We start from the raw sequence: 18,299 nt of genomic DNA, 5'->3' as shown, positions 1-18,299 counted from the left end.
ATCGCGCGCAGAAATTTTCGCGAAACAGGGTTGACAGCAGCCCGCCTTCCGCGAATAATGCGCGCCACTCGGCTACGTAGCTCAGCTGGTTAGAGCATAGCATTCATAATGCTGGGGTCCGGGGTTCAAGTCCCTGCGTAGCCACCAAACAAAACAAGGGTTTAGCGAAAGCTAAGCCCTTTTTTGTTTGTCCGGCAGACTACAAACAGACTACATTCCGACCACCGCCGCTCCTATCAGGCGCTTGAGTAAACGGAATGACGATCGAGCTTGATCAAATCCTCTCCCGGTCCGCCGAATTTCATCGTGCCTACAGCAGACTACTTCTCGGGACTAAGCCCTACCCAACAGAGCGAGTGGAAGCAAGCTTCTGTATGTGCTCACTATCGCAGGAGCATGCAGAAGGTTTAAGAGCCCTGATAGCCCGAGGCCATGCGAATAGTGCAACTAGCCTGCTCAGGCTTCAGTACGAGACCCTGACTAGAGCTCTGTGGCTACTTTACTGCGCAAGCGACAAGGTAATCGAGCAGCTCTGCCAGCCACTCAGCGCCGAAAGTGAGCACGCCGCGAAGAAGCTACCCGGGCTGAATGAGATGCTTGGAAGGCTGCAGGCGATTGAGTCAGCACACCACGCCTACCTCAAACTCATTGAGTTCAAGAGCGTATCGCTCAATGCACTGAACTCCTTTGTGCATGGGGGCATTCATCCACTCAAGAGGCACACCGAAGGCTTTCCCGTAGAGCTAGCCATCGAGGTGGTCAAGAATTCAAATGGGTTGAGCCACATGACCGCAGTTATGATGGCGATGCACACAGGCGACATTACAGTGATTACGCCCGTACGAGAGATCTACTCGCAATACATCGACTGCCTGCCGCCAATCGTAGTCACCGCAGCTCATTGACCTTAGTCCTCCCGGAAGGCTCCGCTTTGCGCAAGAGGCGAAAGCCTCAACGCTGACTCCAGATGATCCGGCGACAAGTGCGCATAGCGCATGGTCATGGTGATCGAGGAGTGGCCGAGGATTCGTTGCAGGCTGAGGATATCCCCTCCCGCCATCATGTAATGACTGGCGAAGGTATGACGAAGGATGTGGGTTAGCTGCCCCGGCGTCTGGAAGCCACAGCGCTCATAGGCACTACGGAATGCGGCACGGCAGGACATGAAGAGCCGACCGTTCCCAGGCATGGCCACGTTGAACACGGCGTCCTCGACTTCCTTGGGTATCGGCACCGAGCGAGACTGCCGATTCTTCGTCCGATGGAAATGGGCCTTACCCCCGAAGATCGCACCCCGCGTCAGACTCTCCGCTTCATCCCAACGCGCACCAGTTGCCAAGCAGATTAGGGCAACCGGATAGGTGTGGTTGTTCGTCGACTTCCTGCACTCCTCAAGGAGCTGGCCTATCTGCTCCAGGGTCAGGAAGGACAGCTCGGTCTGATCGGTCTTGATCTGACGAACATTGGCCAAAGGGTTGATACCCGACCATGCGCCCAGGCGGATCAGCTCGGAGAACACGGCAGACAGGTAGCGCTGTTCATGATTGACCGTGCTGGGAGTGGCATCTTTCAGGCGTGACTGGCGATAGCGAGCCCAGGCCAGGGCATCGAAGTCAGATACGTGAGGGTCACCCAGGCGCTCCACCACAGCGAGAGTGCGCGAGAGGCGAGCCTTTTCGTCTTTTAACGAGCAGCCATGCAAGTCATACCAAACAGTGACGAGATCCGAGAGGCGATCATCGAGCGGCCTGCCAGTCAGTTTCATTGACGCGAAGAAGTCGGACTCGTAGCGCAGAGCCGCCGACTTGGTTAGGAATCCATACTTCCTGATACGGCGCCCGGTACGACCATTCTCATAAAAATCAGCAGTCCAGGTCTTGCCCTCCTTGCGTGCCGTCATACCGCCCTGCCCCACCTGACATTGCGCTCCTCGAGCAGCGCCTTGATGTGCTTGTACAGGTCGTGCTCGCTCATGTCCTTGGCGGCATAGTGGTCGCGGATCACCGGCCAGCAGTCCCACTGCTGGAGGGTTTCAAAGGCCTTTTTTGCGCCCACCCGCTCCCTTGCCAGTAGGCTGACGAAGTTTCCCAGGAACAGCTCGACGTTCTTCCCGGAGAAGCCCCGGCTGGTCTTGTAGTAACGCTTGTATTCGGTCTGATCGAGCAACGAGTCCACCGGCAGATCGACCCGCACGTCATCGCGGATCAGGGTCCATATCGGCTCGAAATAGCCGGGACGGGCTAGCAACTTGAACTGCCCCAGGCCATAGCGCCATAGGCCGTCCAGATGGCCCGAAAACGCCGCATAGGAGCGCGTGTCGATGGCTTCCCCCGTATGGACGTCGATAGAGCCGCTGGCGAATTGCTGGATGATTGAGTGGTGATAGCGCAGCTCTACGCGCCAGACGTCTTGCGCCGGATCGTAGTTCTCCGGGTCGCCTTCATCGAAGCTGTCACGGCGCTTCCAGACGCTTTCCCAGTAGTCGAGCTTGTCGGTGGCGCGGGCCTGTTCGGTCTTGTTGTAGATGGCCAGTTGAACGCCACCGGCGGAACCGAACATGGAGGTTTCGCCGCGACCGTAGACGCTGGATTTGGTGGACCAATGGACTTCATTGATGCCGGATATGTCGCGGTGCGTGCGCGCCTTGCAGTGCATCCGGGCGACCAGATCGGCAGGCGGCGTCCAGCCCTGCAGGTCCAACGCCAGATGGACCGCGCACTGGTTCATTTCCAGATGGGTCAGCACGGCGTCGGCGTAGTAGTCCAGGCGCTCTTGCAGACGCTCGGGCGAGAAGGCGTCGATGGCGTGAGGCGAGACTTCGATTTTCAGATGGGGGCCGATGCTATCGAGCTTGGAGTTGAAATTCTTCACCAACAGGATGATGCCCAGGTCGGCGTTCTGCAGCTTGTACTGGTAACCCGAATCACGGCCGACGCGACCGGAGTGCCAGCGCTGGCCGGCAAAATCGACCATGGCGCCCGGCGTCTCAAACAGCGCCATGATCTCCGGGCGGATCATGCCCCGGTACAGCTGACGCACCGTATCGACGCCACAGCGCAGCAGGCGAACGCCGGACAGGTCGACGAAGCCCATATGGCCCGGATCGACGAAAAGACGACTTTTCGAATTCTCCAAGCCGGTTTCTATATCGATGCGGGAGAAGTCCTTTGCTCTGGCCATTTCACACCCTTCAATCTGGTTTAGTCTGGTCGTTCACTTCTGTTTATCTGACGTGTTACAGGAACGTCAGCGCGCGCTTTTGGCGCGGCGCTCGTCCCTCGCGCCTGCGCCCAAAAGCGCCGAGCGAAGGCGCTGAGCAGTCACCATAGGAACTCGCCTTTCTCATAGGGAATACGCGTCACGGTGATTCCTGATGGCTTACCCTCAGCCGCAGCAGCGGGATTGCGCACTGGGGCTGATGGCCTCGGTTCGGCCTGGGCAAGCATTGGGTTTTCCGCTGGCTGGCGATCAGGAACGGTCGGATCGAAATAACCATCCCGGGCCACACCGATGCAGAAGTCGAACGAGGTCTGGTATTTGGTCGACTGCTGCGTGTAGCACTGGCAGGACACGCCATCCTTCACCGTCTGCGGCGGCCTTCTGGCCACCAGTTCGGGGTCACTACTGGACAGACAATAGAGCCTGGGGTGGGAGACTGGAGCGGTGAGGTGGTCATAGACTGGAGCCGAGGACGGTAGGTCGGGCACCCGAGGCAGGCGACTGGCCAAATAGCCAGCGACCGTTTGCTCCGGACTGGCCTGCTCAGGTGCGCCGACCGGCGTGATGAACGCGCCCACCGTGGACTTGACCTGTTCGACCACGCCCCCGGCTTCCGAGCTGGTAGCGGTGGCCGCCTGGGTTCCGCTGTCGGTCTTGGCATCTGCGTAGCGGTCGTAGGCGCGATAGACCAGCACGCCAGCGGCAAGGATGACTAGCGCGGCCATGATGAACTTGGTCGGTAGCTTGGTCTGGAAGTGGTGCTTGGCGTTGCTGCTCGTGTAGGCGGTGAAGTAGCGCTTATCCAGGCGCAGGGATTTCTTGTCGGCATCCTTGAAGCTGGTTTTCACTTCGACCTTTTCCACCACCGCTTCGGACTCGAAGCGCAGCAGTTGCTGGGATTTGAATACCCGCCAGTAGTGGACATGGCCGTTGCACAGGCGGCGCAGGTGCACATCGAGGTAGCGCGGGTCCTGGGTGACCAGATGCACTTCATGGCCCTGGTGACGCATGGTTTCGAAGCGGGTGATGTGTTCTGGAGGGCGCTGACGAGGGTCACGACTGCCAAACCATCCCTGGGCCTCATCCACCACGACAATGGCGTCATTGGGTAGCTCGTACCACTTCTCGGGATCTTCGAAGGGATACCAGGGCGCTTGCAGCTGCTCAGGCTTGAGGCCGTTGATGTTGTGGAAGTAAACCACCCGGCCTTCGCTATGGGCCTTCTGGTCGACTTCGCGGATGGTGTTGAGGGTCTTGCCGTGACCCGGTTTACCGGTGCGAATGTAGAGCATGGCTCGCTCCCCTTAGGCGTCGATGGAGGTGCCGCCCGGCTTGTGCCAGACCTGATTGCGTTTGCGGTCGGTGGCCTTGTCGATGCCCGCCAAAATGAAGCGGGTGGCGATCGCGGCGAAGAAGATGTTGATCACCACATCGAATTTGGCGAGGCCGAGAATCTGTTGAATGATCGGGCCGGCTTCGCCCATGCGGGCGAATACGTAGCTCTGCGCCTGACCAATGATCAGGTTGAAGCCAAAATAGGTGACGAAGCCGAAGCCCAGGATGCGCAGGACCATCTTTACCAAGGGGCCGACGATCATGATGAGCAACTGGGCGATGAACAGGTATTGCATCACTGACCTCCTACGGAGCGCCCGACATAGAGAGCGGCAAAGACACTGGCAGCCACCAGAAACAACGGACTGAGCGCGCTGGCGACATTGCACAGGGGTTCGTAGCTGATGGCGAACGTACGGCCGCCAGCAGTCGTCAAGGAGAAGCTTTCCGCCGCGGGGCAGCTGGAAGGCAGAAAGCGGGTGCCTTGGTTGATGAAGGACGGCAGTTCGATTTCGCCGCCGTCCTGCAGCTTGAATTTGTCACCCTGCAGGAGCGCTTCGATTTCAGGCTTCTGCTTGGCGAAGTCGTCTTGCTTCTCGACGTGGCAGCGCAGCTCTTTTTGCTGCTTGAGGATGGCGCACTGGATGATGTCACCCGAGCAGGTCAGAACCCCTTCGCAGCTTTCCCCACCGACGCTGGCTTCACCGCACTTGTTCGGGTCGGTCTTGGGATCGCAGGCGCCTTCATCCTCGCCGTCTCCTTCTCCGCCATCATCGCCCGATCCATCACCCGATCCGTCGCCGCTTCCATCACCGGGACCATCGCCACCACTACCGCCACCGCCACCGCCACCGCCACCGCTATCTCCAGATCCATCACCACCATCGCCAGGGTCCGACGGATCAGAGGGGTCGGACGGGTCGCCGCCGTCGCCAGGACTGCCACCGTCCGACGGAACGCAGGTTGTGCCAGACCAGCTGTAACCGTCGCCACAATTAGGCGGCGGCGGATCGTCGGGGTTGTTGGGATCGGTTGGAGGCGTACCGCCAGTGGGCTCATCGCCAGGAGAACAAGCAGCGCCTGTGAAGGTGCCGGTCCCATAACAAATGCCAGGCGTAGCCCCATCAGGCGTAGCGGCACAGGTGGAGGTGCCAAGGGAAATACGACAACTATCAGAGCAGCCATATTCGATATTGCCGAGGCCGTTGGTATCAGGCCGCAGCAATGACCAGGAGGTAGATTGACCGGATTTGGTTGAGCAATCGTCAGGCGATGGTGGCGGCTCTACAGGGGCAGGATCACATGCACCAGTGGCGGAGTTGTAGTTAGCGCCAGCCGGGCACGAGTCACCACCGCGCACCGCAACGACAGAACCGTATTGAAAGTTGGACGGCTGCGAATAGTATTCGCACTTGAACTGAGTGTCTGCCTGCTTAACCAGCTTGAATGTATTGTTGCTGACAAACTCGCCAGAACACTCGCTGTATTGGCATTGTCCAATTGTGGTGCGGTAGTAATTACAAAGAGCAGAAGGAGTAGCTTCCTGGCGCGGATAGCCTGGGCGCTGCCAGTAGAAATCCGCAGCACTAACCCCCTGAGCCCAGCACAACGATATCAACAGGCCAAGAATCAATAAAACCCGACTAATAGCGGCCATATTCAAACCCGCCCAAAGAACACGAGGTAAAACGCCAGGGTGCTGAGCAGCAGTACGTACAGTTGGTAGTCCATGGCGTCCTCCTGAAAGAGAAACCCCGCCGGAGCGGGGTTGGTTTGCTTCGGCACTGGTGAGGTGCGGTGTGGTCGGGTTACAGGGCGCGACGCATGTACTTGAAGGCCATGGCGGCGATCAGTACGGCGAACACGGCCCAGCCGATGGTGCCGACGTCGGTACCCGCGGTATCGAGCGCGGCCGTGGCTTCAGTCGGTACGGCGGCGTGCACCGAGCCGGCCAGTGCCAGGGAGCCAACGGCAGCGCCGGTAGCCAGTTGACGGGAGCGGCGGCCGAAGCCGGACGCGACGTTCTGCAGCTGAGTTTTCAGGTGTTTCATCGTGGTGTACCTCGCTATTTCAGGACTTTTTTCAGGACCAGGAAGCCAAACGCCAGGGCGAACAAGGTGATGACCTCGCCTTGCAGTTCGCTTACCTGATCCCAGGTGAGTGCAGAGCCGCTAAGGCCCTGCATTTCCTCGCGGGTGAGGGAGACCAAGGCGCCGGTGCAGATGGGTTCGCCAGCTGCGCCCTTCGACCAGTCGCCCTCACAGGCCAGGAAATTCATGCCCCGCCCTCAATCAACACGGGGCTTGATACTTCGCTGGAGTCCCAGCAATCCGGGCAGACGGTGAAGGCCGGGGCCAAACGCAGATCGGCCAGCAGATCGGCTTGGGGCGCGGGCTGGTGGTGCAGTTGGCCCATGTCGCCCAAGCACAGGTCGCAGATGACGCGATCGACGATCAGCACGGTCTGCCCTCCCCCTTAGCTCTTGGCCGCGTCAGGCGACGGCTGCTGGGCCGGCCGTTGCGGGCTGGCCGGGGTCTGGCGGGTGGTCGGGCGCGGGTCCACGGCTTCGATGTGCAGGGCGAGATTTTTGCCCTTGTTCTGCCCGCCTCGGGCTACGTCGAAGGTGATACGCACCTTCTGCAGCGGGTCGAACTGGGCGCCGGCGGCGAAGACTTCATCGGCCACGTCTTCGGCGATGGCCATGCCGATGATGGAAAGACCGTGCTCGCTTTTGCCGTCCGGTTCATCGCCATAGAAAATCTTGGCGTATTTGGCGTCATCGACCTGGGTCATCTGCGTGCCGAGAAATGCAACTTCCATAGTTGAACGTGCCATTGGTATTTCCTCGTTGAGTTGCGCGTTATTGCGCGGTTTGCCTATCAGCAGGCCGAGCGATCCCGAGCAGGTGAACTGTGAAGTTCGGCCTACTGGGTTATCTCGACTTGCCGGGGGTTAAAGCCGGGTCTTGCGTTGAGCTGTTACGGGGTCAGCACTGGGGCTGCTGGTCAGCCGCTCCATCGTCGGGGCGGGCTGGGGATCGGGGCATGGATGCGCAACCCGCGTTGCCTGGGACAGATACCCACCGGCTGCGCCCGTGGATATCTATCAGCCCTCGACCCCACACGTGGGGCCCCACTCGGGCCTTGGGCAAAGCGGGTTTGCACCTGGGAAGAAGGAAAAGCAAAAGCGCGCCGAGGTTCGGGTTTGACGAACCAGCAGGCCAGCCACTCGCGCCACAGGTAACGGGTGATGCCGTGGCCGACGATATAGGCAGCCGGCGCCAGTAAGATGAGCAGGGCGATCTGTTCAGAAGTCATAGAAGAGATCCACTGGCGGCAGCGATGGAATGGGGGCGCCGCTGTCCTGCACAACGCGCCAGTACTTCGGCGGCTGGAGCGGTGGCGTGTGTTTCTCGCAGATAAAGGCCGGTGTCACCGCCCAGTCCGAGAGCAGGACTTTCCAGGCGCCAGCTACGAAGCCCATCTTGATGACGCGAATCGGCAGCGCAGAGGCGCGGCGGCATAGGGCGCATGGTGTGGATGGGCAAGGATCGGACCTGGCCATTTCGGCCTTGGACCAGCAGACAGAGCAGGCGCAGTTCTCGGCATGCGGCTTGTGGCTGTAGCTGGACTGATTCATAGGTCATGCCCTCGCCTGGGCGCTCGGAAATGGCGTAGATCACAGCGAAGCCTCCTGCTTTGGTTCTCCCTGGGCGAAGTTCGCCTCAAGGCGGATGACGATTTCAGCGTTGAGAGAGCGGCGGGCCTGCTTGACGGCCTGCTCCAACTGAGCGCGAACGGATGCCGGCATGCGCAGCTTGAATTGCTGATCTGCCCTACTCATCGGCGTAATCCCCGGCGCAAAAGATGGTTTTGCCCTTCTCCAGGTCGCGGCGGATGCGGTGCAGGTTGATCACGCGCCGGCGGCCGATCTTCACGGTCGGGATGGCTTGCGACTCAACCCACCCGCGCACCACGTCCTGAGTGACGTCTTCGATGCCGAGCATTTCGGCGAAAACCAGCTGGGAGCAAAAAGGCGAATCACGGAAGTCGGTGATGCGCTCTGCGTTTCCCTGTGCGTTGAACCCCACTACTCCAGACTGTTCCATGTAAAAGCCCCTATAATCCGGCGAAATGGCTGTGCCCTTCACGGCAAAATATGTACTAGATACACATGTACATAGTACCCAAATGGCTCAGAGTGTACATAGAACATTCATGGCATTTTTTAATGAGCGAAGGCATTTCTGATAGAGGGCTTCAACTTCTCGAACGCGCGAGCTTGAAAGAGCTGGCGGAAAGCGGGGGGACGGAATACGTCCGCTGGCAGAACATCAAACGAGGCAAGGCAAGGATAGGAGCCAACGAGATCGAGATTCTCGGCCGTGTATTCCCACGCTACCGGTGGTGGCTGATTACAGGCGAGGTCATGCCAGAGAATGATCAAACAAGCCCGGACTACGACGAGGCCAACCGAAACTTGATCGGTCAAAACGCGGGATAGCAATCACAACGGAAGTGACTAAGCGCTGGTACGCCCGAAAGGTGGAGAGATCGAGTGAAAGAGAGCTTTGAAAACATCCGGGCCGAGCGCGAGGCGCCGACCTTCAGACGGCATCAGCCTAACCAATATGCGGGGCTCTGGAAGCAGATCGCCCTGGGCATCATCGTCGGCGGCAGCGTGCTGAGCCTGATCGGCACCCTGCTCTGGCTGATTTCGGTAGGCGCACTGCTGGGCGGCATGACCATAGCCTTGCCACAACCCTAGGCGGGCATACGAGTCGCGGTATTTCCGAAGGAACGGAGCAACATCATGAAGCAAGCACTTATCGCCTTACTCATCCTGGCAGCGCCCGCTTTTGCCGATGAGGAAAAGCCCGTCGCTACCCAGGCGGCAGAAGCCGTTACCCCCTATGCGGAAGCATTCAGTAAAAGCGTAAGCAGAACCTTCACTGAGATCATGGCCGGCGGCAAAGGCCCGATGGCCGAAGGTGCGCGCGCCAACCTCAGGATGCAGGATCAGCGCGAGCGGGAAGCCAATCGCGGCACCCGCAAGAGCATGAAAGAGTGCATCAAGCCTGGGAACGTCATTGATGATGATGTGAAGGAATGCATTGAAGGGCTACGCGAGAAAACATGGTGACTTATCCCCATAAAACTGCGACATATGCCCGAGCACTTCAGGAGAGCACTCAACCTTGCAGCATTGAAGAACAATAAAGAACCAAACAATATAACTACAACCTATAAGCACAATAACCAAACCCTTTACTCACTTACAGAGACAACGTAGTCTCACACTCGATTTGCCGCAATATTGTCTGCACATATATCTAGCATATCCTGATAATACTGGAGCACAGTTTTTGATGCGTCCCCCGGATGCAACTGCATAACCAAACCCGAGACCGTCGTACTTCTTTGAGTGCGCCCTAGTATTCTTGTTGACAAGGCATCCAACTGCGCCTGTGTAGAACTACTCAAATGAGCAGCGGCATTCCGAATAGTCCTCAAATCCGATAGCTCACTTGCTATTGACGATAGATTTGTAAGAAGTGGATTACCATCAACCAAATATATACCTGCAAGCCTCCTTACAATCTCATGATTCGCCCAGTCCACATACTTCTGAGTCCCCACTAAAATTTTTATAGCATGCTGCTTATCTGCAGGAGTAACAATTCCAGGAGCAGGAGTCCCCGCAGTTGACAACTCGCCCGCAAGATACTTCGCAAAAGAGTCTTCCAAAAAAGACTCCCAATATATAAACATTTTCAGAAAGGATGAAGAAATAACAAAATCCTTTTTTACATCATCAAATAAATCATTCCCATTTTGGTCTCGCTCATAAGCCATAGATACAAAACTATTAGTTAGAGCAATCCCCCTTCTGAATTCGGAAAGCGTATCAGCCAGCGACATAACCTACCCCGCAATGACCCCAGCTATGAAGTCACTTCTCCTGATGCGCACCGCTGTATCTGTAGTTGCCCGGCGACAATCTTCAAGAAACTGCCGTTCATCTCGGCTCAACAACTGCTTATCCTCCTCTTCAAAAATATAATCAATGCGCTCGAGATTCTGAGAGATTCGCGCATACCCAATACGATTCATATCTACCCTTGGGGAGGAAAGATTTTCAACTCCATACTGCATGTGATACAGAGTCATAAAGAGGGAGTAAAAAACGTGCGGCCGCCTAAACTCCCTCTTCTTGAAGTTATCATCAAAAAGCTCTTTAATAATATCTATTACAGACTGGAATCTAGCTTCTAAATCATCAGTATCATATTCAAACTCATGTTCATACTGCTCATAATATTTCCTTATTTGCTTTTTACTGCGCACCCCCTCAACCATACCGATTAGCAGATCCGCAGTCAGCTGAACATCATGCATGCGCAGAACATTCTGCTCGCTAACTATCTTATTATCGATCCAGAACGCGTTATTCTTATGAGCAACATTGTCAGCCAGTCGTTTAAATGGCCCAAAGTGATTGGCGTTTATTTTTTCCTGCTCGTTTAGCGTCACAGAGTAAGAATTCAATCGACTGAATATATCAAGAACATCGGGGTCCGACATATTCACTAATAAATCGACAGAAATCTCATAATTAAGTATTTGAGACTGGATATCGTCATCAACACCATCCAGCTGACTAAAATAGAGACCACCGTATACTTTATTGTGCCGCTTACTAATTACAAACCCATCCTTGACAAAAGACAGAATAGTTCTTAATCTCTGCTGCCCATCAACAACTTCACGAATAGATTTCCTGGTTTGCGGGTTTATTTTCTGACGAATAAAAACTTTAGGAATCGGCTTACCATCAATAATTGTGTCCATGAGGTAGGATCTGGCCGTATCTGTCCACACAGATCGCCTCTGGAACTTAGGAGACAATTCAAGCTGACCATTCTCATGCCATTCAATGAAGTCATTAATACTGTAAGTGCGCGAATCAAAATTCTTCATTTACGTCGTCCACTAAATTTAGGCAAAGGACTGAATCACACGATATCGGAAACATTATAGAGGTAGGCTATTAATCACTCAGAAGCCCTCAACCCGGAATCGTTCCACGACACTTAGGATACTGTACACAGCCCCAAAACACATTTCCCGCATTAGCGCCACGCTTCGCAGTCCGTTTCCGCATGACGGAATTACACACCGGACAACTGGGCGCGAGTGCCTGCTGAGGTTGGAGTGGTTTTATTGGAACTGGAGTAACTGCTGGAGGCTTGTTTTGCGTACTGCGGGATGCCGCAACCCAGCGATTGAGCTCGGCGCCTTCGACCAGGCGAATATTGCGGCCACTGGCAAAGGTCTTGGCCTCATCAGTAAAGGTGCCCGAGGTTACGACAAAACCGCCAGCCGCCCCTTCTGCCGCCATCACACCAAAGAACTCGCGAATCACGGCAACACCAACCTTGAGTGAGCGCCACTGCTTGCACTGAACCAGGTGCTTCTCGCTGCCTTTGCGCAGGATCAGGTCAATGCCACCGTCCGGGCCGTTACCGCCAGTTTCGGTGACGGTGAAACCCTGCCGGCGAAAGGCTTCGCCCACCAGTTGCTCGAACTGCTGCCAGGTGATGCCGTCGAGGGTCTTGCCCGGCTTGGTGGCGGAGGCGACGTCTTCCATCAGCTTGCGACGCTTGGCTCGGCCGAATATGGAGCCGATGGCGCCCAGCACAAAGGCAATGGGAATGATGTATTGAAGGAACAGAGCAAGGCTGCGCCACACCTGACCGGCGATGGCAGGGCCAAAATTCTTATGGTCTATCGCTGTAGGCGACAGGGTATTGGCAACAGAGTGGAAGTACAGCCCTGCGGCCAAGGCGATCAGCAGGCTTACCCACCAGGGCAAACGGCTGGCGATGAAGATAAGGTCTTCAAAAGGCGAGGTTTTCTTGCGACGTGCCATCCCTGGTTCCTACCTGTTCCTTGGCACATGGCCATTAGCGTTACCGGATAATGCCGCAAAGGCTGAAACATTGGAACTAGAGCGGTTCATTGCCGGTGGATAGCTCCACGGCGTGCAACAATTCAGGGTAGTCATTACGGGTGTTGTTGACCTCTGTGCTGACCGGGTGGGCGATGAGGTCATGCCTAGCCTGGGCCACCACTTGGCCAACCTGGTCAGTCGAGAGACTGGCCGACAACCACAGGTCGAACTGCTCCGGGGCCAGGACAACGGGCATGCGGTTGTGGATGGCATGAACGGACGGCGCCGCTTCCGTGGTGAGCAGTGCGCAAGACAAGACTTGCTGATCATCCGGGCCCTGCCAGCTGGACCATAGCGCGGCGAAGGCCAGCATCGAATCATCAGGGGAATGGATGTAGTACGGCTGCTTCACCTTGCGACCGCTCGGGCTGCGTGCCGATTCGTGAGCATTCCATTCGTACCAGCCCTGGGCGGGCATCAGGCAACGCTGGGTACGGTAGCTATGCCGCCACATGGGCTTTTCGGCGGCTTCTTCACTGCGGGCATTGAAGGTCAGGGTTGGCAGGCTGGGCTTCTTCCACCACCCCGGAATCAGCCCCCAGCGAGCGGGCACGACCTCGGGCGATCCGTCGTCGTTGTTCAGGACGATGGGCACCGTCATGGTCGGGGCTACATTGTAGATCCGCTGAATCCACCGCCCGGAGTTTCGCGCGCCGATGTGCCAGTAGCGCTCCATGGCTGCTTCATCGGGGCTGACGTATCGACCGCACATGGGCACCTCTTGGGCTCAATCCGGGGGTGACTACATCGGCCTGTTTTTCTGGAAAGCTCTGTTTTGACGAGGGCCGAGGCAGGCTGAAAGCCCCGGTTTATGGGCTTTCCTGGCTCAGAGTGTAGCCGCTCAGGTGATTCATAATGCTGGGGTCCGGGGTTCAAGTCCCTGCGTAGCCACCAAACAAAACAAGGGTTTACCGAAAGGTAAGCCCTTTTTTGTGGGCGCTAGTGACTACAAAGTGACTACGGCGCGCCCACACCTATCGATACGGCAGGATGCCGATGAAAACGACCGCCACGTTCATTTGCTGGGTCGCTCTCTCGTTGGGGGCTCTAGGATGGCTTGCCCTCATTGGGCTCTCAGCTGAATGCTACTTTCTCCCTCCTCCCGCGCCAGCCAGTGCAGTGCATTGCTACGCAGTAGCGTTAACAGTAAGCAAATTACTGCTCTATATTGCAACATCGCTAGCGACCATCGCATACCTCTGGATTCCCTGGAAAAAGCAGCGCTTAGCGTTTCTAACCGTTATCGCTCCCGCCCTTCTTCTATTCACTAATTCTTAAAACCACAGCCGCCTAGGAAAGATGGGTGGTACTACGTCTGAAAAGGAAAGCAATGAAGCTCCTAAAGCCAATCTTCGTTGTAGTCGCGTTGTATGGCGCCGCAACACTCCTATACCCCACACTTCCCCTGCATTACCAGCACGCGATTTCCGACTGGCATGCTCGCTTGGGCACCCCCACCTATTCAGAAGCGCCTGACTATTTCTCTGCACGAGACCAAGCCGCAGTCATCAGCGAGAATGAGGCTCGCGGCCACAAGTTGAAATGCTATGGCAATTTGGGCCCAGCAGAACGCATTAGCGCACAAGATGACTACCTGTGCTCAGCGCATATCAGCAATGCGTATGACAACATCCCTGCTCGACTGGTAACGTTCTTTTTCTCCAAGAATAAGCTGAGCAACGTACGCATCGAATTTGCGTCCGGAAGCTTTGACCGTCTGAATGACTATCTCATGAGAAAGCTTGCCGACTACCCACGCCTCGACAAGATGCCGGGCGCCAGATTTGGCACCGATTCATTCGGGAAAAAGTTAGTCGTATGGCGAGTAAAACACGGCCTAATTACCGCCGCTGCAGAAGATACGCCGGGGCAAAACCCGATAATTTTGTGGAGTGGTTATAGATACCACTCCGATAAAGTTAGCCGGAATCCCCCTGTGGCGGCAGTAACTCACCGAACACAGTGAGCACTCTGAATCAACGGAGATAGTCGTAGTGCCGACTCCAAGTGATCGGGCGACAAATGTGCATAGCGCATGGTCATCGTGATCGAAGAATGCCCGAGGATGCGCTGCAGGCTGAGGATGTCACCAACGGCCATCATGTAGTGACTGGCGAAGGTGTGCCGGAGGATGTGAGTGAGTTGCCCAGGAGTATCGAAGCCGCAGCGTTCATAGGCGCTACGAAATGCTGCGCGACAGGACATGAACAGCCGACCGTTCCCAGGCATGGCCACCTTGAAAACCGCATCTTCGACTTCCTTGGGTATCGGCACCGAGCGCGACTGCCGGTTATTGGTCCGGTGAAAATGCGCCTTCCCCCGAAGATCGCGCCCCGCGTCAGACTCTCCGCTTCGTCCCATCTGGCGCCAGTAGCCAAGCAGATCAGCGCCACTGGATAGGTGTGGTTGTTCGTCGACCTGCGGCACTCATCGAGCAGCTGACGAATCTGCTCCAGGCTCAGAAACGACAGCTCGGTCTGGTCGGTCTTTATCTGCCGGACCTTGGCTAACGGATTGTTGCCCGCCCAAGCGCCCAGGCGAATCAGTTCGGAGAAGACGGCGGACAGATAGCGCTGCTCGTGGTTGACCGTGCTGGGCGTCGCGTCTTTCAAGCGTGACTGACGGTAGCGGGCCCAAGCCAGGACATCGAAGTCGGAGACGCGAGGGTCGCCCAGGCGCTGGACCACTGCCATGGTCCGAGACAGCCGGGCCTTCTCATCCTTGAGCGAACAGCCGTGCAGGTCATACCAGACGGTGACCAGATCGGAGAGGCGATCATCGAGCGGCCTGCCGGTCTGCTTTAGCGCCGCGAAGTAATCCGACTCGAAACGCTGCGCGGCTGACTTGGTCGCGAAGCCCTTCTTGCGGATTCGCCGACCGGTGCGGCCGTTCTCATAGAAGTCCGCCATCCATGTTTTGCCGTTTTTGCGAACGGTCATACCGCCCTGCCCCACCTGACATTGCGCTCCTCGAGCAGCGCCTTGATGTGCTTGTACAGGTCGTGCTCGCTCATGTCCTTGGCGGCGTAGTGGTCGCGGATCACCGGCCAGCAGTCCCATTGCTGGAGGGTCTCAAAGGCCTTTTTTGCGCCCACCCGCTCCCTTGCCAGCAGGCTGACGAAGTTTCCCAGGAACAGCTCGACGTTCTTCCCGGAGAAGCCTCGGCTCGTCTTGTAGTAACGCTTGTATTCGGTCTGATCGAGCAACGAGTCCACCGGCAGATCGACCCGCACATCATCGCGGATCAGGGTCCCGATCGGCTCGAAATAGCCAGGCCGGACCAGCAACTTGAACTGCGCCAGGCCCATAGCGCCATAGGCCGTCCAAATGGCCCGAGAAAGCGGCAAACGACCGGGTGTCGATGGTCTCCCCCGTCTTGACGTCGATAGACCCGCTGGCGAACTGCTGGATGATCGAATGGTGATAGCGCAGCTCGACTCGCCAGACGTCTTGCGCCGGATCGTAGTTCTCCGGGTCGCCTTCATCGAAGCTGTCACGGCGCTTCCAGACGCTTTCCCAGTAGTCGAGCTTGTCCGCGGCGCGGGCCTGTTTGCACCTGGGAAGAAGGAGAAGCAAAAGCGCGCCGAGGCTCAGGTTTAACCAACCAGCAGGCCAGCCACTCGCGCCTCAGGTACCCGCAACGCCACAAATGCTCAAGCGAAGGTGAGCATGAGCGACGAGGCACCCCGGGTGACGAAGATCAGCAGGCACACTACGTAGAACAGAACCGGCAGCTCAAGCAGGTTCATGTAGTTGCGGTTGGGAATGCTCACATGCGGCGGCACGGTGGCCGACTCACCGTACTTAAAGTCGTTGGTGACGATCTCGCGTCGCTGGCCTGCCCGCATTCTCGCGATGGGAATCAGCAGCAGAACCAGGCTGGTCCAGAGCGCCAGGGCAAATATGGGGTAGAGAATGGTTGGGTTCGTCATGTGCAAGACCATAGATTTATTCCAAGAGTCGGGGTCACGTTCGCTACAGCTAGCACAACTCAGAACCTACCCCACAGAACAATCAATATGTAATCGGAACGTCTATCGAAATAGTGGTGTGATGAAGCCCTCCCAACTCAGTAACGTGCAGGCCAGGCTCAACCGCCGAGACGATCGATACAGTTGATAGATTTGGATAGTGCTTTTTCAACACATCCGAGTCCCTTTCCCGCTTATCACTAAAATCAACCTTGGCCCCAGTAACAGTTAGGCCCATGCGGGAAAGTTGAGTGAAGTGGAAATTGCCTATGTATGTCGCCTTGCCTGGGATGACGCTAAACAAGATTGAGAATGGCCTTGTTGGGCGCACGAAGGCGGCACCACTGCCAACACTCCAGGCGTCAATAACGTAGTCACCCGCAGGCAGTTCAGCAGCGATCAAATTACCGTTGATCCCCATAGTCTCAAATTCACCAGCCGGAAAATACGGAATCACCACATTTGACTGACCAGACTGAAAACGCCCAGAAGCCTCAGAGGGAGCCCGCCGGTACGACACGGCATATCCCGAATACGAACCATCATAGGTAATGGAGCCAACAACAAGCCCAGTCCCAGAATTCTCCTTCAGTGAGTAGTTCTTAGACACATTGGTCGTTACACAACCACAAAGCAGCAAAACACAAAATACCAAAACAGATACGCGACTCATCCCAGCCCTCTTTACCAAAACCCAGCGACTAACCTAAGCCATGGGTACTACATATTGACGACCAGTCCACTCCTGCTCGCCAACCTCTTGTAGTTTGGTGCCGCCATGCTTCAGCACTCCGGGGAAAGACGAAGCTTATTATCGCAACCATGAATCCACCTAGCACCTCGACAAGTATCGGACACTAGACGCCTCTGACTTTCGCACTCCAAAACACTTAAAACATAACAGTTAAATAATCGGCCCAGCGACAATAAACAACCCCTCCGTAATCGCAGTTGATATGACCGCAATCATGACACTTGGCCCAAATTTTGTTCCTAGAGCCACGCTAAAACCAAGCACATACGAGCAAAAGAACACCCCTAGCGCAGCAAGTGCCGAGATACCTGAGTACATAAACGCACCAGAGCCTGACGAAAACCCACTCAGCCCCAGCATCGCAACTACAGCAAATATGCAAGAGAGTGCTACGGCATTAAAGGACTCTCCCCAGGACGGAGAGCATCCAGATACCACCTTGGCACAGAGCTTCGCGACTCCGACCATAAGCAATATGGAAACAGCAGCTAACATGACCTTTTCCATTGGCGCGATGACTACAAAAAATATAAACGCAGCAGCAAGCAGCAGTTGGAGCATGTAGAACCTCTACCCTCTAGTTGATGGAAATGCTTAGACTGAGCTAATAAGCGAAGCAGTCATATCGTCAATGCACGCAGGCGCCATTCCGCTCAGCGCAAGCATCAAGGGAGTGTTGGGGGAAGTATTCGAAAGTGTATCTGAGGTGCGGTAGGTCATCCGTGACTCCTGCAGGTCGATGGGCATAATGCCACTAGTGCGGCGCGATGATGCCTTAGCGTCAGAAAAAAGGGAACTAGGCACGGTGACTACATCGGCCTTTTTTCTGAAAGCTCTGTTTAGACAGGGGTCTAGGAAGGCTGAAGGCCTGTTAATGGGCCTTCTGGGGTAAGGGTGTAGCCGCTCAGGTGCTTCGTATTGACGGCGGAGCGGAGCTGGACAGCAATCGCTAGATATAGATAACTCGGATTTGCTAGCTCCTTCAGTGGGCTATTTGCAAGAAGTGGA

The 18,299-nt window shown here is 56.2% G+C and carries 24 protein-coding genes, 1 tRNA gene and 2 pseudogenes; 6 read left to right on the top strand and 21 right to left on the bottom strand.

Going from position 1 to position 18,299, the window contains the following annotated elements:
• The first annotated feature begins 70 nt into the window (after window positions 1–70).
• Both LPB260_RS24410 and LPB260_RS24405 read left to right on the top strand, forming a co-directional pair.
• A tRNA-Met gene (locus LPB260_RS24410) sits at window positions 71–147 on the top strand.
• Between the two features lie 110 nt (window positions 148–257).
• Window positions 258–905 carry a hypothetical protein gene (locus LPB260_RS24405; protein ID WP_208708445.1) on the top strand — a complete coding sequence of 216 codons (648 nt, stop codon included), beginning with the start codon at window positions 258–260 and terminating at the stop codon, window positions 903–905.
• Window positions 906–907: 2 nt separating this feature from the next.
• Here the strand turns inward: LPB260_RS24405 and LPB260_RS24400 are convergent, their stop codons facing one another.
• From LPB260_RS24400 to LPB260_RS24345, 12 genes are all read right to left on the bottom strand, one after another.
• Window positions 908–1,900, bottom strand: coding sequence for a tyrosine-type recombinase/integrase (locus tag LPB260_RS24400; RefSeq protein WP_208708443.1), 993 nt, complete (start codon window positions 1,898–1,900; stop codon window positions 908–910).
• Window positions 1,897–3,180 (bottom strand): hypothetical protein, encoded by a 1,284-nt coding sequence (locus tag LPB260_RS24395; RefSeq protein ID WP_208708441.1) that lies wholly within the window; start codon window positions 3,178–3,180, stop codon window positions 1,897–1,899. The genes LPB260_RS24400 and LPB260_RS24395 overlap by 4 nt, the downstream gene beginning before the upstream one ends.
• A 140-nt stretch (window positions 3,181–3,320) precedes the next feature.
• Window positions 3,321–4,511: a zonular occludens toxin domain-containing protein gene (locus LPB260_RS24390; protein WP_208708439.1), complete on the bottom strand. Its 1,191-nt coding sequence runs from the start codon at window positions 4,509–4,511 to the stop codon at window positions 3,321–3,323.
• Between the two features lie 12 nt (window positions 4,512–4,523).
• Window positions 4,524–4,850 carry a DUF2523 domain-containing protein gene (locus LPB260_RS24385; protein ID WP_208708438.1) on the bottom strand — a complete coding sequence of 109 codons (327 nt, stop codon included), beginning with the start codon at window positions 4,848–4,850 and terminating at the stop codon, window positions 4,524–4,526.
• Window positions 4,850–6,211 (bottom strand): virulence factor TspB C-terminal domain-related protein, encoded by a 1,362-nt coding sequence (locus LPB260_RS29125; RefSeq protein WP_256625584.1) that lies wholly within the window; start codon window positions 6,209–6,211, stop codon window positions 4,850–4,852. The genes LPB260_RS24385 and LPB260_RS29125 overlap by 1 nt, the downstream gene beginning before the upstream one ends.
• 151 nt (window positions 6,212–6,362) lie before the next feature.
• Window positions 6,363–6,605, bottom strand: coding sequence for a major capsid protein (locus LPB260_RS24375; RefSeq protein WP_208708436.1), 243 nt, complete (start codon window positions 6,603–6,605; stop codon window positions 6,363–6,365).
• Window positions 6,606–6,619: 14 nt separating this feature from the next.
• Window positions 6,620–6,832 (bottom strand): hypothetical protein, encoded by a 213-nt coding sequence (locus LPB260_RS24370; RefSeq protein ID WP_208708435.1) that lies wholly within the window; start codon window positions 6,830–6,832, stop codon window positions 6,620–6,622.
• Window positions 6,829–7,014 carry a hypothetical protein gene (locus LPB260_RS24365; protein ID WP_208708433.1) on the bottom strand — a complete coding sequence of 62 codons (186 nt, stop codon included), beginning with the start codon at window positions 7,012–7,014 and terminating at the stop codon, window positions 6,829–6,831. The genes LPB260_RS24370 and LPB260_RS24365 overlap by 4 nt, the downstream gene beginning before the upstream one ends.
• A gap of 15 nt (window positions 7,015–7,029) precedes the next feature.
• Window positions 7,030–7,389, bottom strand: coding sequence for a hypothetical protein (locus LPB260_RS24360; protein ID WP_208708431.1), 360 nt, complete (start codon window positions 7,387–7,389; stop codon window positions 7,030–7,032).
• A 471-nt stretch (window positions 7,390–7,860) separates the two neighbouring features.
• A complete protein-coding gene (locus LPB260_RS24355; RefSeq protein WP_208708429.1) occupies window positions 7,861–8,193 on the bottom strand; it encodes a DUF5447 family protein in 333 nt (110 codons plus the stop codon).
• A 39-nt stretch (window positions 8,194–8,232) separates the two neighbouring features.
• A complete protein-coding gene (locus LPB260_RS24350) occupies window positions 8,233–8,397 on the bottom strand; it encodes an Arc family DNA-binding protein (RefSeq protein WP_208708427.1) in 165 nt (54 codons plus the stop codon).
• Window positions 8,390–8,662 carry a DNA-binding protein gene (locus tag LPB260_RS24345; protein ID WP_208708425.1) on the bottom strand — a complete coding sequence of 91 codons (273 nt, stop codon included), beginning with the start codon at window positions 8,660–8,662 and terminating at the stop codon, window positions 8,390–8,392. Before LPB260_RS24345 ends, LPB260_RS24350 begins: the two co-directional genes overlap by 8 nt.
• Before the next feature lie 122 nt (window positions 8,663–8,784).
• Between LPB260_RS24345 and LPB260_RS24340 the strand changes: the two genes are divergently transcribed.
• The 3 genes from LPB260_RS24340 to LPB260_RS24330 are packed head-to-tail and all read left to right on the top strand — an operon-like array spanning window position 8,785 to window position 9,696.
• Complete coding sequence (locus LPB260_RS24340) at window positions 8,785–9,057, top strand: DNA-binding protein (protein ID WP_208708423.1); 273 nt, start codon at window positions 8,785–8,787, stop codon at window positions 9,055–9,057.
• Between the two features lie 54 nt (window positions 9,058–9,111).
• Complete coding sequence (locus LPB260_RS24335; protein ID WP_208708421.1) at window positions 9,112–9,321, top strand: hypothetical protein; 210 nt, start codon at window positions 9,112–9,114, stop codon at window positions 9,319–9,321.
• A gap of 45 nt (window positions 9,322–9,366) precedes the next feature.
• Window positions 9,367–9,696, top strand: coding sequence for a hypothetical protein (locus LPB260_RS24330; protein ID WP_208708419.1), 330 nt, complete (start codon window positions 9,367–9,369; stop codon window positions 9,694–9,696).
• A 152-nt stretch (window positions 9,697–9,848) separates the two neighbouring features.
• Here LPB260_RS24330 and LPB260_RS24325 read toward each other — a convergent pair whose 3' ends face one another.
• From LPB260_RS24325 to LPB260_RS24310, 4 genes are all read right to left on the bottom strand, one after another.
• Entirely contained in the window at window positions 9,849–10,475 is a 627-nt protein-coding gene (locus tag LPB260_RS24325; RefSeq protein ID WP_208708417.1) for a hypothetical protein, read from the bottom strand.
• 3 nt (window positions 10,476–10,478) lie between these two features.
• Window positions 10,479–11,534 carry a DUF262 domain-containing protein gene (locus LPB260_RS24320; protein ID WP_208708415.1) on the bottom strand — a complete coding sequence of 352 codons (1,056 nt, stop codon included), beginning with the start codon at window positions 11,532–11,534 and terminating at the stop codon, window positions 10,479–10,481.
• Window positions 11,535–11,622: 88 nt separating this feature from the next.
• On the bottom strand, window positions 11,623–12,486 hold the full coding sequence (locus LPB260_RS24315; protein ID WP_208708414.1) for a restriction endonuclease: 864 nt from the start codon (window positions 12,484–12,486) through the stop codon (window positions 11,623–11,625).
• Between the two features lie 76 nt (window positions 12,487–12,562).
• Window positions 12,563–13,279 carry an SOS response-associated peptidase gene (locus tag LPB260_RS24310; protein ID WP_208708412.1) on the bottom strand — a complete coding sequence of 239 codons (717 nt, stop codon included), beginning with the start codon at window positions 13,277–13,279 and terminating at the stop codon, window positions 12,563–12,565.
• Between the two features lie 618 nt (window positions 13,280–13,897).
• On the opposite strand from LPB260_RS24310, the gene LPB260_RS24305 reads away from it, so the two are divergent.
• Window positions 13,898–14,533 (top strand): hypothetical protein, encoded by a 636-nt coding sequence (locus tag LPB260_RS24305; protein ID WP_208708410.1) that lies wholly within the window; start codon window positions 13,898–13,900, stop codon window positions 14,531–14,533.
• On the opposite strand, the pseudogene LPB260_RS24300 reads toward LPB260_RS24305, so the two are convergent.
• From LPB260_RS24300 to LPB260_RS24280, 5 genes and pseudogenes are all read right to left on the bottom strand, one after another.
• Window positions 14,518–15,506: pseudogene (locus LPB260_RS24300) on the bottom strand (tyrosine-type recombinase/integrase). The gene LPB260_RS24305 and the pseudogene LPB260_RS24300 overlap by 16 nt on opposite strands.
• A pseudogene (locus LPB260_RS24295) lies at window positions 15,503–16,118 on the bottom strand (hypothetical protein); the annotation flags it as partial. The pseudogenes LPB260_RS24295 and LPB260_RS24300, both read right to left, overlap by 4 nt.
• Window positions 16,119–16,219: 101 nt before the next feature.
• The gene (locus LPB260_RS24290; protein WP_208708408.1) at window positions 16,220–16,498 is read right to left on the bottom strand and encodes an MAPEG family protein; all 279 of its coding nucleotides are present in this window, start codon (window positions 16,496–16,498) and stop codon (window positions 16,220–16,222) included.
• 82 nt (window positions 16,499–16,580) lie between these two features.
• Window positions 16,581–17,210, bottom strand: a complete 630-nt coding sequence (locus LPB260_RS24285) for a hypothetical protein (RefSeq protein WP_208708406.1) — start codon at window positions 17,208–17,210, stop codon at window positions 16,581–16,583.
• 231 nt (window positions 17,211–17,441) lie between these two features.
• Window positions 17,442–17,852, bottom strand: a complete 411-nt coding sequence (locus tag LPB260_RS24280) for a hypothetical protein (RefSeq protein ID WP_208708404.1) — start codon at window positions 17,850–17,852, stop codon at window positions 17,442–17,444.
• Window positions 17,853–18,299: the final 447 nt, after the last annotated feature.

It is taken from the genome of Pseudomonas sp. LPB0260 (assembly GCF_013388395.1).
The sequence above is the reverse complement of the archived record's forward strand: the minus strand, read 5'-3'. Positions and strand labels throughout refer to the sequence as shown.

What these genes read in the sequence shown, in the direction of transcription:
- LPB260_RS24355 (WP_208708429.1), bottom strand. Translation starts at nt 8,193, where the DNA reads ATGAATCAGTCCAGCTACAGCCACAAGCCGCATGCCGAGAACTGCGCC.
- LPB260_RS24395 (WP_208708441.1), bottom strand. Translation starts at nt 3,180, where the DNA reads ATGGCCAGAGCAAAGGACTTCTCCCGCATCGATATAGAAACCGGCTTG.
- LPB260_RS24305 (WP_208708410.1), top strand. Translation starts at nt 13,898, where the DNA reads ATGAAGCTCCTAAAGCCAATCTTCGTTGTAGTCGCGTTGTATGGCGCC.
- LPB260_RS24390 (WP_208708439.1), bottom strand. Translation starts at nt 4,511, where the DNA reads ATGCTCTACATTCGCACCGGTAAACCGGGTCACGGCAAGACCCTCAAC.
- LPB260_RS24385 (WP_208708438.1), bottom strand. Translation starts at nt 4,850, where the DNA reads ATGCAATACCTGTTCATCGCCCAGTTGCTCATCATGATCGTCGGCCCC.
- LPB260_RS24340 (WP_208708423.1), top strand. Translation starts at nt 8,785, where the DNA reads ATGAGCGAAGGCATTTCTGATAGAGGGCTTCAACTTCTCGAACGCGCG.
- LPB260_RS24400 (WP_208708443.1), bottom strand. Translation starts at nt 1,900, where the DNA reads ATGACGGCACGCAAGGAGGGCAAGACCTGGACTGCTGATTTTTATGAG.
- LPB260_RS24280 (WP_208708404.1), bottom strand. Translation starts at nt 17,852, where the DNA reads ATGCTCCAACTGCTGCTTGCTGCTGCGTTTATATTTTTTGTAGTCATC.
- LPB260_RS24375 (WP_208708436.1), bottom strand. Translation starts at nt 6,605, where the DNA reads ATGAAACACCTGAAAACTCAGCTGCAGAACGTCGCGTCCGGCTTCGGC.
- LPB260_RS24370 (WP_208708435.1), bottom strand. Translation starts at nt 6,832, where the DNA reads ATGAATTTCCTGGCCTGTGAGGGCGACTGGTCGAAGGGCGCAGCTGGC.
- LPB260_RS24325 (WP_208708417.1), bottom strand. Translation starts at nt 10,475, where the DNA reads ATGTCGCTGGCTGATACGCTTTCCGAATTCAGAAGGGGGATTGCTCTA.
- LPB260_RS24310 (WP_208708412.1), bottom strand. Translation starts at nt 13,279, where the DNA reads ATGTGCGGTCGATACGTCAGCCCCGATGAAGCAGCCATGGAGCGCTAC.
- LPB260_RS24290 (WP_208708408.1), bottom strand. Translation starts at nt 16,498, where the DNA reads ATGACGAACCCAACCATTCTCTACCCCATATTTGCCCTGGCGCTCTGG.
- LPB260_RS24345 (WP_208708425.1), bottom strand. Translation starts at nt 8,662, where the DNA reads ATGGAACAGTCTGGAGTAGTGGGGTTCAACGCACAGGGAAACGCAGAG.
- LPB260_RS24315 (WP_208708414.1), bottom strand. Translation starts at nt 12,486, where the DNA reads ATGGCACGTCGCAAGAAAACCTCGCCTTTTGAAGACCTTATCTTCATC.
- LPB260_RS29125 (WP_256625584.1), bottom strand. Translation starts at nt 6,211, where the DNA reads ATGGCCGCTATTAGTCGGGTTTTATTGATTCTTGGCCTGTTGATATCG.
- LPB260_RS24285 (WP_208708406.1), bottom strand. Translation starts at nt 17,210, where the DNA reads ATGAGTCGCGTATCTGTTTTGGTATTTTGTGTTTTGCTGCTTTGTGGT.
- LPB260_RS24320 (WP_208708415.1), bottom strand. Translation starts at nt 11,534, where the DNA reads ATGAAGAATTTTGATTCGCGCACTTACAGTATTAATGACTTCATTGAA.
- LPB260_RS24360 (WP_208708431.1), bottom strand. Translation starts at nt 7,389, where the DNA reads ATGGCACGTTCAACTATGGAAGTTGCATTTCTCGGCACGCAGATGACC.
- LPB260_RS24405 (WP_208708445.1), top strand. Translation starts at nt 258, where the DNA reads ATGACGATCGAGCTTGATCAAATCCTCTCCCGGTCCGCCGAATTTCAT.
- LPB260_RS24330 (WP_208708419.1), top strand. Translation starts at nt 9,367, where the DNA reads ATGAAGCAAGCACTTATCGCCTTACTCATCCTGGCAGCGCCCGCTTTT.
- LPB260_RS24350 (WP_208708427.1), bottom strand. Translation starts at nt 8,397, where the DNA reads ATGAGTAGGGCAGATCAGCAATTCAAGCTGCGCATGCCGGCATCCGTT.